Annotated in this window: 9 protein-coding genes; 7 read left to right on the forward strand and 2 right to left on the reverse strand. The window is 44.5% G+C overall.

Annotated features, from left to right (window positions below; all coding sequences use genetic code 11):
• Positions 1-108: 108 nt before the first annotated feature.
• From AC59JO_RS03065 to AC59JO_RS03095, 7 genes are all read left to right on the forward strand, one after another.
• The gene (locus AC59JO_RS03065) at positions 109-2,406 is read left to right on the forward strand and encodes a glycoside hydrolase family 20 protein (protein ID WP_497303351.1); all 2,298 of its coding nucleotides are present in this window, start codon (positions 109-111) and stop codon (positions 2,404-2,406) included.
• A 245-nt stretch (positions 2,407-2,651) separates the two neighbouring features.
• Positions 2,652-4,079: a serine/threonine protein kinase gene (locus tag AC59JO_RS03070; RefSeq protein ID WP_413669142.1), complete on the forward strand. Its 1,428-nt coding sequence runs from the start codon at positions 2,652-2,654 to the stop codon at positions 4,077-4,079.
• 18 nt (positions 4,080-4,097) lie between these two features.
• Positions 4,098-5,063, forward strand: coding sequence for a hypothetical protein (locus tag AC59JO_RS03075; protein ID WP_413669143.1), 966 nt, complete (start codon positions 4,098-4,100; stop codon positions 5,061-5,063).
• Positions 5,064-5,153: 90 nt separating this feature from the next.
• Positions 5,154-6,581 carry a protein phosphatase 2C domain-containing protein gene (locus AC59JO_RS03080; RefSeq protein ID WP_497303353.1) on the forward strand — a complete coding sequence of 476 codons (1,428 nt, stop codon included), beginning with the start codon at positions 5,154-5,156 and terminating at the stop codon, positions 6,579-6,581.
• A 3-nt stretch (positions 6,582-6,584) separates the two neighbouring features.
• Positions 6,585-10,661, forward strand: a complete 4,077-nt coding sequence (locus AC59JO_RS03085; protein WP_497303355.1) for an FtsW/RodA/SpoVE family cell cycle protein — start codon at positions 6,585-6,587, stop codon at positions 10,659-10,661.
• Positions 10,662-10,686: 25 nt separating this feature from the next.
• Positions 10,687-11,481, forward strand: a complete 795-nt coding sequence (locus AC59JO_RS03090) for an FHA domain-containing protein (protein WP_497303357.1) — start codon at positions 10,687-10,689, stop codon at positions 11,479-11,481.
• 176 nt (positions 11,482-11,657) lie between these two features.
• Complete coding sequence (locus AC59JO_RS03095) at positions 11,658-11,960, forward strand: GIY-YIG nuclease family protein (protein ID WP_413669147.1); 303 nt, start codon at positions 11,658-11,660, stop codon at positions 11,958-11,960.
• A gap of 304 nt (positions 11,961-12,264) precedes the next feature.
• Here the strand turns inward: AC59JO_RS03095 and AC59JO_RS03100 are convergent, their stop codons facing one another.
• Both AC59JO_RS03100 and AC59JO_RS03105 read right to left on the reverse strand, forming a co-directional pair.
• Complete coding sequence (locus tag AC59JO_RS03100; RefSeq protein ID WP_413669148.1) at positions 12,265-13,074, reverse strand: N-acetylmuramoyl-L-alanine amidase family protein; 810 nt, start codon at positions 13,072-13,074, stop codon at positions 12,265-12,267.
• Positions 13,071-13,517 carry a Fur family transcriptional regulator gene (locus AC59JO_RS03105; protein ID WP_091222256.1) on the reverse strand — a complete coding sequence of 149 codons (447 nt, stop codon included), beginning with the start codon at positions 13,515-13,517 and terminating at the stop codon, positions 13,071-13,073. Before AC59JO_RS03105 ends, AC59JO_RS03100 begins: the two co-directional genes overlap by 4 nt.
• Positions 13,518-13,549: the final 32 nt, after the last annotated feature.

Here is a 13,549-nt window from a genome sequence, read left to right on the forward strand (position 1 = left end):
GGCACTTGATGTAGGATAAGAAAAACGGGGGTGGTGTTTTTTATTGTTAAACGATTTCATTATTCGCCTTTACGCAAAAAAAGTATATTCGGCTTTACATTTACATTGATGATCAAGCCGTTTACATCCCGCAAATTTTTCAGTTGTATTTCGCTATGCCTTCTTTTTGCAGTAGTAACCAACGCGCAGGTAAAGGAAGAAGGTATTATTCCGAGGCCGGTTATAATGGTAAAGACAAACGAAAACAAGGTTTTTACTTTTAATCAATCAACAACAATTGGTACCGCGCCCAACATCGGCAAGGATAACCTTACATTTTTCAATGCCTATATCAAATCTGTTTCAGGTTTCAGCCTCCGGGCAGATCATAAGTTGAATGCTCCTGTTCAATTGAATATAGATGATAAATATGTTACCCAACCAGAGGGATATAAGCTATCGGTTACTGCTAAACTGATAAAAATTACGGGGCATGATGAAGCCGGTGTATTTTATGGCTTGCAATCCCTTACCCAGTTACTAAAAGTATCCGGCAAAAAAGTAACTGTACAAAGCTGCGTCATTATGGATTATCCCCGTTTTGCCTACCGAGGGATGCACCTTGATGTAAGTCGTCATTTTTTCAAACCGAAAGCCATCAAAAAATGGATAGACCTGCTGGCGCTATATAAGATCAATACCTTCCACTGGCATCTTACCGATGACCAGGGCTGGCGTATCGAAATAAAAAAATATCCTTTACTGCAAAGCATTTCGGCTTACCGCGATGAAACTATCATCGGTCATAAAAAGGATAGTCCGCATAGGTTTGATAGTAAACGGTATGGCGGTTATTATACCCAGGATGAGGTAAAGGAGATTGTAAAATACGCCACACAAAGGCATATCACCATAATCCCTGAAATTGAAATGCCCGGCCATGCATTGGCTGCGCTGGCTGCATACCCCCAATTGGGCTGCACCGGCGGGCCATATAAAACCGCTACCTATTGGGGCATTTTTGATGATGTGTATTGCGCGGGTAACGACGAAACTTTTACCTTTTTGCAAAATGTGATGGACGAAGTGCTGCCGCTGTTCCCGTCAAAATACATTCATATCGGCGGCGACGAATGCCCTAAAACCAAATGGAAAGCATGCCCTAAATGCCAGAAGCGGATTAAGGACGAGCATCTAAAAGACGAAAAGGAACTTCAAAGCTATTTCATCGGTAGGATGGAAAAATACCTGAACAGCAAAGGCCGTCAGATCATAGGCTGGGACGAGATATTGGAAGGCGGCCTTACCCCCGGGGCCACCGTAATGAGCTGGACAGGCGAAGAAGGCGGCATTGCCGCTGCCAAACAACATCATGATGCCATCATGACGCCCGAAAAATATGTGTACCTGGATTACTATCAGTCGCTTTATCCTGCCGAGCCATTGGCAGGTGGAGGTTATACGCCACTAAGCAAGGTTTATAATTATGAACCCATAACCAGTGAGCTCAGCGGTGATGAAGCCAAATATATAAAAGGTGTACAAGCCAATGCCTGGAGCGAATACATGGCCAACCCGGCACAGGCCGAGCGGCAGTTATTTCCCCGAATGCTGGCTTTGGCTGAAGTTGCCTGGAGCCCTAAGGAAAATAAAAACTATCCTGACTTTTTAAAACGCCTGCGATACCAGCAGCCATTGCTCAAAAAGCTAAATATAAACGCAGCTGATGTATTTGATGAGATCACAGATTCGGTAACAGAAACGGCAGATCATCGGATAGCATTAAGCTTGCAAACCACTTTGCCTCATGCTAAAATATTTTACACGACAGATGGTACTGAACCTGGGTTAAATAATAAAATTTACACAGGTGCAATCACCGTAACGTCATCAGGCATTATTAAAGCTGCTGTTTTTAACAATGGTAAACAGCAGGGCCGTATTTATGAAAAATCATTTACCCTTCACAAGGCCATAGGCAAAACGGTAACACTTAAAAACCAACCTCAGGGCGGTTTTAATCCCGGTAATACCTTTGGTTTGGTGAATGGGATCTTCGGCAGCAAACTTTATAATGATGGGCAATGGTACGGCTTTGCCGGAGATGACCTGGAAGCGGTGGTTGACCTTGGGTCGATGCAAAGCGTATCCAAATTGGGAATCAATATCCTAAAGTACCACTGGCAAAAAATGTGGGAACCAACATTGTTAACTTTTGAAATATCAACAGATGGAAGTAATTATACCGAAGTTTACCGCCAAACTGATTTCCCGGATAATGGCATCAACGCTGTAAGGGCAAACATCAAAACGCAGCAGGCAAGGTATATCAGGGTAAAAGCAACCAACAAAGGCATTATCCCACCGGGCGAGTACATTCCGGGCGCAAAAGCGTGGCTGATGGTGGATGAGATAGTGATACTTTAGATGTGCAAATTTCAGATGTGCAGATGTGCAAATTTCAGATGTGCAGATGATTTTTGCTTAATTTAATAAGGATGATCAAATGTTTTAATAATATCCACATTTGAAATCTGCACATCTGCATATTTGCACATCCTCATATCTGCACATTTTTTTTATATTTTTATACCAAACACTAATGCCTGCGTTATGTTGAGTAAAAAGTTTTTAATATTTGTCACGAATACTCATTCCCCAAGTATAACTCAATGAGCAAAGTATTTACTATTACCGAAGGTTTGGAAAACATGGGGGCTTTACGAACGGGCGGTCAGGGCTCCGTTTATAAAGGCCGGCGTTATGGGCCTATTATTACCGCGGTAAAACTCCTGCCCACACCTATTCATACCGAAAGCACCGACGATAAAAATTTCCGCAACTTCCAGAATGAGGTCGAAAAATTAAAAAAGGTAAACGAAGAACCTAACCCCAATGTGGTTAAGATCCTCAATTCGGGCATTACCGAAAGCGGTTCGTTCCCCTTTATCGAGATGGAATATATTGACGGTCCTGATCTGGAAGACCTGCTGAAGCCACCTCACGAGGCCATCTTCAGCATTAAAGAGATCATTAAACTGGCCGATCAGCTGGCTAATGCTTTATCACACTGCCACAAAGTTTCGGTAAAACATGGCGACATCAAAAGCAATAACGTAAAGTTTAACGTGCATACCGGTAACTACGTATTGCTTGATTTCGGTCTTTCGGCTATGTCTGATGATCAGCGCCGCACCAGTATCCGCCATGCCGGGGCTATCGAATTTATGGCGCCCGAGCAAAATGAAGGGTTGATGTACTTTCAAACCGATGTGTACAGTTATGGCATCATCCTGTATGAATTAATTGGCGGACAAGTTCCATTCCCACTAAAAGATAATGGCGAGACTGCCCGTACAGCGGTAATGCTGGCGCATATGGAATCGGAAATTCCGGATGTTATGGAGCTGCGCCGCAAAAACCTGCCCGAAAGCTGGTCGGACGAGCAAAAGGAAATGCAGATGCAGGTGCCTGCATGGTTGCTAAAGGTGGTAGCTAAATGTTTACAAAAAGACATTAATAACAGATACGCTAACGGCATCGAACTACAGGAAGCTTTGATGCAGGGCAGTATCGGAGCCATTAGTAAAACTAATCCTGATGAATCATGGAATACCGAAGTTTTGCTAAAAGAAAATGAACGCTTGCAGGGCCTTGTTTTATACTACCAGGAAAACGAAAATAAGCAACCGGTACCGGTAACCAGCAGTACACCTGTTGATAGTAAAGCTGTACGTATGTCAAAGCCAATTTTTATCATGTTCATGATATTGCTTTGCGGCTTTACCGTGTTTTCGGCTGTGGTGATGGATAAGTTTGGCGGGCGCATTTATCATGGCGTGGTGAACCGGTTATTTAAACCATCGAAGAAGCCAACCGACTCCGCTGCAAATAATAAAGTTATCCTGCCTCAAAAAAAAGATACTGTACAGCAGACTAAGCCCAATGATTTCAGAGACGAGAGCAATATCCCACCGGAGGTTGACTCTACGGCCGATTCAATATTACGCAACATACAACGTGCAAAACAACAAAAGCAGGATACCCAGTTTTACCGCGACAGTGTGAAAAAAGCGGATACATCTAACTTAAACTTTTAATGATTTAGTAAATATAGTATGGAACCTAAATCAACATTTTGGAAACGTATTGGCCTTCAGGACTGGTTTTTACCCAACGGTAAACCGGTGAACGAAGAGGCCGTAAAAATAAAAGCACTAACGCCCGATGATGTTTATTTATACATCATCGAAAAATTCAAGGAATCTATCAAACAGCTATCCTTTGCCGACAGGGTAGTTTTTTACCATGAGTTTATCATCAGCTTTAATGAGGAAGATTACCAGGATTTTGTAAACAACCGTTCGGGCTTGTTCGGCATTATCGTTAATGAATCGGTAAAGAAGTTTTACGAATTACTGCGCGAATACCAGGAAGTGGGCAAAAAGGTAGAACCTTCAAGCTCAAAATGGGTATTCAGACTGGTATCACACCCTGATTACAAACGTGGCGACAAGGGCTTTATAGGCAAACTGCTGCCCGGTACAAGTAATAAAAAGGAAGAGAACCTGCGGGTTACCTTTATTCCGCGCCAAACGGGCGTTGCCCAAACGCTGGATATCAGTAACGAAGTTTTAAAAGGCTTTACATATTACAGCGAGGGTTATTATGAACTGCCCTACGCTAACGACCTTCATTATAACGAAAAGGACGTGGCCAAACCCGGCACTAAAGTACTTGCCCGCCTGGAAACTATCATGCCCGATAAGCAATTTGTAGGCCGCAAGGTAGAGTACCTGGTAAAAGATGATGATATCGTAGTATCAGGCAATGATGAAGAAAGGGATGAGCAAGCGGTGTTTAAAGTGCCATCGGAGTGGGTGAATACCCCTCACCTGCGCATCAGGCTAAACAAGGCCGACGGCAAGTTTTACCTGGCATCGTTTGGCGAGCGTACCCTGATCAACGAACTGGAAGTAGCCGGAAGCGACGTAAACTCGCCGCAATGGGTTGAGCTGCCGTTCAACTCCAGGATCTTGCTTAATGGCATAGTAGGCATCAACATATTTAAACCCGAACCATAATGTCACAAATATTATCAATAGGGCTGCTGGCTGTATGTGTGCTGTTATTGGTAGCTCATTTTATCGACATAAAAAAATCCAGTTAAAACCATGGCAAATAATTTTTTCGGGATAACAGATACCGGTAAACAAAGGCAAAACAACGAAGATGCCTTTATTGCCGAAAAATCGGGCGATGGTAATTTTATCATAGCCTGTGTGGTTGATGGGGTTGGCGGCTACGCCGGCGGTGAAATAGCTGCCGAAATTGCCCGCGCTACCATCCTGGAGCAATTGCAATTTATTGCAGGCGATATTGTACCACTGCTGGTAAATACGTTCACTATTGCCAATCAACGTATTTACGAGGAAAAAGTACAGAACAAAGACCTTGAAAACATGGCCTGTGTACTTACGCTGGCCGTTGTCGATGTACTCAACAATAAGTTTTACTATGCCCACGTAGGCGATACCCGCCTGTACTTGCTTCGCGATTATTCGCTGATCAAGATCTCGAAAGATCACTCTTTTGTGGGCTTCCTGGAAGACTCCGGCAGGTTGACTGAAGAGGCTGCAATGGATCACCCGAAGCGGAACGAGATCAATAAAGCGCTTGGTTTTGCAGGACAGATCAGCAAAGATCCTGATTTTGTGGAAACAGGTAGTTCGCCCTTTTTGCCGGGCGATATCCTGCTCATTTGCAGCGATGGCTTAACCGATTTGGTTGATAAAAACAAGATCAACGACATTCTTACCGGCAATGATAATCTCCCCGAAAAGGGAAAAAAGTTGATTGACGCAGCCAATAGCCGTGGAGGTAAGGATAATGTGACCGTAGTATTGGTTCATAACGATAAAGAACGCAAACAGCATAGCGCCACCAAACCGGTAGCTGCCGTAAAAACTGCCGAACAGCCGGAAGTTACCCCTGCCCCGGTAAAAAGGCAGGAAGAGCCAGAACCTGCAGTAAAAACAAAAGGAAACGGCGGTACAGTAGCCATACTCACCCTGCTGTGCTTTATTTTTTTAGGCGGATTTATCTGGCAGTTTAAAAAGAATGCAGATCAGGCCGCTGTTCCTAAAAAGACGGATACACTGGTTGCCCGACATATAAAAAATGCAGCAGAGCTTAAGCTTCAGGATACCATCAACAAACTAAAAGGCCATACACTATTGCTTTCGGCGGCTGATTTTCAGCAGCCTATTATATTGAGCGATACGCTGCATATCAATAAGGACAGCCTCTACATTAAAACAAAAGGCGCTATCGTTTTTAAAAAAGATTCCACCTATTCGGGGCCTGCTATTGCGCTGGCTGCTAACTGTAAATATGTGGTGCTGGATAGTGTTGCTTTTGATGGTTTCCCTACGGCTATCGTTACGCACAACGATGCTTTGGTTTTAAAAAATGTGCAGTTCAATAACTGTTTAACGCCGGTACAGGCATCATACCTGTTCCCTAATAAAAAATACATTTCGGGCAGGTTGTTTGGCAGTATGTTCAAAACCGATTCTGTTCCCGTTAAAGCTACCCACTAATAAATGGCCCAGGAAAATCCAAAAATACCCGGCAGGCGAATGGAACGGCTGTTCCTGTTGCTTACAGGCATATTGCTGGCCGTTTTATTTGTAAGGCTGTACAGTGTACTACAGCTTAAGTTTACTGATGTTGATAAACGCCTGAAAGATGGTACCATCGTAAATCTTAACTCGCCCAATACCGCTCAAAACGTAAAGGCCTTACTTAAAAAGGGCTACTATTTTGATGACCCAAGGGATGTGGATTACATTGAATCTGTAATTGCATCACGTAAAGCGGCCGGCGACCTGGTTGATAACACCGGTGAGCTCAACAAACGCAAATACTACGTAAATGCCGATGAGGCTTTTGAAAAAGGCGGCGAAACTTTTAAGAAACGGGTACTTACCTCCCGCACGCTATTGGGCTATACCGGCGATGATTCAACCCGCTTTGAGCAGGAATTGAAAAACCCGCCCGCTTTAGGCGCTCAAACAGATCTTAACCTCGGCGAATACAGCATTAAAGGTACTATACAGCATAAAGGCGAGCCCATACCCGGTGTATTGGTAAAGCTGACCATGATATTGCCACGAGATAGTATTTCTAGCGATGAGGAAACCGGGGCAAAAACATCTTATTCAGAAAATGGATCGGCCTACAAAAAACTTTATGTACTTAACGATCAGAAAAAGAAAGTACTGCAATCATTAACCGCCTTTGCCCGTACTGATGCCGAAGGGCGCTTTGTATTTGCCAAGCTGCCAACCGGTAAAGCATTTTCAGTATTGCCGATGCAGCCGGGCTTTGAGTTTGGCCGCTCGCAGGGTATTGATGAGCTGGATAAAGACGTAACATTTAAATTTAACCAGGCTCCGCATAGTATCAAACTGCTCTCCACCCGCGATTTTAATATCCTGAAAAAGGAAGGTGCCTTTATTGTACGCTACCAGGACGAGTTTAACATGTGGTATTGGATCATAGCCGTTTGCTTTTTTGCCGGCTTTATCATTGTACACCTGTTGCTCAACGCCCGGTACCCCAACGCCGATCAAATCATTTTACCGCTCATCATGATGCTCACCGGCATCTCGCTCCTCACCCTTTTAAGCTTGCAGGATCCGCTGCGTGACAGGTTTCTGGCCAAGGATACACTCATTTATTTGGGCATCGGTATAGCCGGGATTTGTATCATTCAGCTCTTTAACCTGCGTAAGCTTAACCCCGATTCAGGCTTTTACCGCTTACTTATTTTTAAGTGGAACAGGACTGCTGCCAACGGCTGGCCCTGGGCTATCGCAGCCATGGCCATATTATTCTCAACCATTTTGTTTGGTACCGGCCCGGAGGGTAGTGGTGTGAAAGTTAACCTGCTGGGTTTTCAGCCAAGCGAAATTGTAAAATACCTCATCGTTATTTTCCTGGCCGGATTTTTTGCTACGAACGAAAAGTTCATCAGTCAGTATGCCAGTTGGAGCAAGCGCTGGTCGTTTTTTTCATTCGCGCTTATTGCTACTATAATTACCTTATTATTATTCTTGGTTCTGGGCGATTTAGGCCCGGCCATGGTGATCTGTTTCACGTTCATCATCCTGTTCTCGTTTTCGCGGGGCGATTTCCTGTACATGGCGGGCTTTGTGGTGTTGTTTGTACTCACTACCTGGTTCTTTGATAATATCTGGCTTAGCGCGGGTATTACCTTCTTTTCGCTTGGGGGCGTGGTGTTTTTCAGGCGCAGGAGGCTCAGCGAATCGGCCATTATGGCCTTGGTGGTGATCACCGCGTTTTTAACTATCGATAAAATTCCCGGTCTTGATAAAATTATCCCCGGCCCTGTTGAGCGTTTGGTGGAGCGTAAAGCCATCTGGCAGGACGCCTGGAATAACGAAGTATACGGCGGCGACCAGGTAGCTAACGGCCTTTGGGCTATGGCCAGCGGAGGCTTAAGCGGACAAGGCGTAGGGCAAGGCTTTGCCAAAACCATCCCCGAAGCCCATACCGATATGATCCTGCCATCCATCGGCGAAGAATTTGGCTGGGCTGGTATGGCCGCGGTGTTCATCCTGTTTTTGCTGTACCTGCACCGATCCATCATTATAGGCAGGCAAACGGGGATGCCGCTACTGTTTTATCTCAGTGCCGGTATAGGCGTATGTACCTTTGTGCAGTTTTTACTGATAGCTGGCGGCTCTATCGGAGCATTGCCGTTATCTGGCGTTTCCCTGCCTTTTGAAAGTTACGGCGGTTCATCATTGGTGATTAACCTGTTGGCAGCGGGTTTCCTTTTGTCGGTATCATCTGTAAGGGGCACGGCCGTACAAATGGATTACATCACCAAGCAGCAGGATAAAAACCTGGTACCTGCTTTGGCAGCTGCGTTGGCTGGGGTGGTATTGCTGGTGGTCAATGTATCCCGCTACACTACAGATAATAAACAATGGGTTGTAAAACCGGCTTTGGTTGCCGATAAAAGCGGCTTGCGCATGTTTAGCTACAATCCGCGTATAGCCATATTGATGAACAAGTTGCAGGCCGGTACTATCTATGATCGTAACGGACTTATCCTCGCGACCAGCAAACCTGAACTCATCGAAAAACAAAAGAATAAATTAAGCGCCTCCGGCATGTTGCATTATGACCTGGATTCGGCTATGCACAAGCGTTTGGATAGGTTTTACCCATTTGAAGAACAAATGTTTTTCTGGACGGGCGATCAGAACACAGGCGTTTTTAACGGCAGTACCAACGGCTATTTTGCCGAGTATGAACATGCCGCCGAACTCCGCGGGTTTCATATGCCTATCACCAATTACAATGTAAAAGCATCCCGCTACCAGGAAGACAGATTTTTGCCCCGCGGCATGAAAGAAATGACCGTAGCCAAAAAGGATTACAGCGCATTAGCCAACCTGCTAATCAGCGACATTAACGGCCCGGAAGTAAATGCCTTCAAAAATAAAAACCGTGATGTAAAGCTCACCATGGATGCCGATCTGCAAACAAGCATCCAGCAATCTATCGCATCTGATACTTCACTGTATGACAACAGAGTTTCGGTGGTAATAGTTGAATCCAATACCGGCGACGTACTTACCTCTGCACAATATCCGTTGCCACCTGTTCATAACTGGGACCAGCTTACCATGCCGCTTGCCGATCAGAATAAACTGGCAACCTGGCTAACCACTACCGATCTGGGCTTTACCTATGCCAGTCAGCCGGGCTCAACAGCTAAGGTTCTAACAGCGATGTCGGCATTCAATAAATTAGGAATAGCCGCCGCCGAAGTACAATATCATGTAAGTACTGAGGAGCGGATCCGTACCAAAGGCATCGAGCCGGACGAAACCGGGATGATCACCATGGAGCGGGCTATTGCCAAATCAAACAACGTATATTTTATTAAGCTGGCTAACCAGGAACATCTTGAAGAATATATGGCTACGCTGTATCTAAAAACCGGCATGTTTTTACACGGCGTAGGAGGTTACTATTATAACAAACCGGTATTGAATGTTACCCAGGAAGATAAGTGGCGTGCCCTATGGCGTAAAACCGAGTTTAATACCAAACCAAGGTATGATCCTAATAATATCCATAAAACAAGGGCAAAAGGTATTTCGGGCATGGCCTGGGGACAGGGCGAATTGATCGCCACCCCAGCGGCTGTTGCAAGGCTGGTATCCGGCGTAGCCAATAGTGGTGTATTGATGCCTAACAGGTATGCACTAAAAATTGCCGACTCGACAGTGGCGGTCAAAAGCGGTATCAAACTGGCAGATGATCCTCGCTACGCGGCCTTATTAAAACAATACATGATTGAGCAAAGTGCGCCTAAAACACCTATATTAGGGATAAAGGTAGCCGGTAAAACAGGTACGCCTGAACGTATTGTCAGGAACCAGAGCGTTAACGACGGCTGGTATGTTTTCTTTGCACCAAAAGAAAAGGGCAGTGGTTATATAGTGACATGTATCCGGGTTGAGTCTACCCGCGGATCGTCAGATGCGGTGCACCTGGCAGGTAACCACGTCATCCCGTTCCTGTTAAAGAAGGGCTATATTAAAAGCATGGAAACGGAAACCACTACCGAAGAATAGTGTTTAAGCAGAAAGGAAAGAGCAAATGGCATTTAGTTTATTTAAGAGAAGCGGCGAAAAACAACCCTGGGATGTAAAAAGCTTGCGTGAAGCAATACTACGTTTCATTAAAGAGTCGTTGCAAAAGATAGAGGGTGGCGAAGGCGGCCACATCAAAGAGTTGAAGCTTTTTATAGCCTCCGACGCTGATGATAAGTCTATTTACGAAGGCGCAGTTTATGTGCACGATAAACAGCTATTCAAAAACGAGGTGCAAAAAATAGCCGACGATTTTGCCATTAACTTACCTTCGGATTGGACACTTGATGTTGAATTTACGGAGCAGTTCCCGGCGGATGCCAGAAGAATGCACGACCTGGATGTAGCTTTTGTTATGAACACCCGTAAGCAGGTTGCCCATAACGCAGCCTCTTTTACGGCCTATTTACGGATTCTGAGCGGTGAGGCTGAAAAGGAAGAATACCTGATTAAAGCAACCGATCCCAAGCTCAACATTGGCCGGGACAAGAAGGCCGTTACTGAAAATGGCTCATTCAGGCTTAATCAATTGGTTTTTCCGGGAGACAGCAGCGATGAAAGCAATAAATACATCAGCAGGCAGCATGCCCATATTGAATGGGATGCAGAAAGTGAACGTTTTATGATCTTCGCTGATGAAGGAGGAGTGCCCCCACGCAACAAAACCAAGATCCACATAGCTGCAGATGGCAAAATGATCAAACTTAATTCCACCCAGATAGGTCACCCTTTAAATGAAGGCGACCAGGTGATATTGGGGGAATCGGCGGTGTTTTTGTATAGTACGGTGGCAGAGCGTTAACCGTATTGTCATTTCGATAGAGCAGGGTGAGGAGAGAGCGGCGGAGCGAAAGAGAAATCTTATACGCCCTCCAAATTCAATCTGCATAGCCCGCTTACTTGTTGTATAAGATTTCTCCCCGTTCCTCGTTCGAATTGACGATTTTCTTTTGATTAAAAATATCTACATTTAAAAACATGTGGAATCATAATTACTACGTTTATATCACTACCAATCCCGGTAAAACTGTACTATACATAAGAGTAACAAACGACATAAGCGTGTGTGTTATGCAGCATCTCGAAAATAAGGGTACTATCAAATCATTTACAGGTAAATACTATTGTTATCATTTAGTTTATTACGAACACTTTACTAACATTGAACGTGCCATAGCCAGAGAGAAAGAAATAAAAAAATGGCGTAGAGAAAAGAAAAACGCACTAACAGAGACAACTAATCCTGGCTGGAAATTTTTAAATGATAGTGTTATTGGATAATAAACACACGATGTCATTTCGACCGTAGGGAGAAATCTATACAGCATGCATTGAACTATGCAAGTCGAATTTGCAGGGAGTATAAGATTTCTCTTTCGCCCCAACGCACTTTCCTTCCCTTTGCTCAATCGAAATGACATCTTTTTTATTTTGTCATTTCGATCGCAGGGAGAAATCTTATACAGCATGCCAATGAACTATACAGATCGAATTTGCAAGGCGTATAAGATTTCTCTTTCGCCCACACGCTCTTGGCTATACCCTGCTCCTTCGAAATGACAATAAGGAGGGTACAATAGCTTTTTTACGACCCTATCGCCTTCCTGTAATTCCTTAGTGCCCTGATGATCGACATTACAATTTCATGCTGCCCTTCGTCTGAGTTCAGGTACTCCTCCTCTTCCGGGTTATTGATAAAACCGGTTTCGATCAATACGGCAGGCATAGCGCTGTGGGCCAGCACCAGTACCCCCTGCTCTTTAACGCCGTTACTCTCACGGCCATCTACCCCGGTGAACTCATCATCGAGCAGATCGCCGAAACGGATACTTTGCTTGCGATATTTTTGGATATAAGCATTCAGTACGATCAGGTTTGAAGGATCACTTTCATCATAACTTTCATAGTTCTGCTTATAATCCTTCTCCTGAAAAATTGAAGCATTTTCACGCACGGCCTCTTCCTGTTCCTTAAGGCGGTGGAAACCATATACCAGCAGCAACACCCCTTTTTGTTTATGTGCACGGGCGGCAGTGCCCTCAGGCGATGAGTTGCAGTGAATAGATATAAACAGGTTACCATGATTTTGATTGGCAATAGCCGAGCGCTGGTTTAGCGGAATAAAAGTATCATCGGTACGGGTAAGGATGGATTTAACATCGGTAATAGCCGTATCAAGCGCGGCCTTAAGCTTCAGGGCTATAGACAATGTTACATTTTTCTCAAACGAATGTGAGCCGCGCGCACCTGCATCTTTACCTCCGTGTCCGGCATCAATGATAACTGTTTTAAACTTAAAGGTAGTAACAGCCGGGATAGTATCTTTTTGCTGCGCGAATGAATTTTGAAACCAGAATACCAGGATAATCATCCCTAAGAAAGCGATGTATCTCATTTCTTCACCGCCTTTTTACTGCACTTAGGGCATAAGCCATGAGCATACAAAGTAAAGCCATGTGGTTCAAAACCTGCAGGCAGGTTTATAGCAGGCAGGTTCATATCATTAAGGCAATATACATTTTTGCACTGCGTGCAATTGAAATGCAAATGCTCGTCATGATGGTCGTGCTCGTTACAGTTTGATGAGCACAGCGCATAATTTGCCGTACCGTTCAGATCAAAAACCTTATGGATAATGCCTTTTTCTTCAAAAGCGTTGAGAATACGATAAAGGGTAACCCTGTCGATATCATGCATCAGGCTCTCCAGATCGGGCTGTGATGTAGCCGTATGTCTGGATGACATCATTGATAAAACCCGTAATCTTGGCGCAGTTTTTTTTAGGTGATGCTTATCAAGCAGGTGCTCAAAATGATGTATATCCCGGGTTTGTGTCATGTATTAATCAGGTAATAATTATAAGGCCGCTA

Source organism: Mucilaginibacter sp. A5337 (assembly GCF_059690695.1).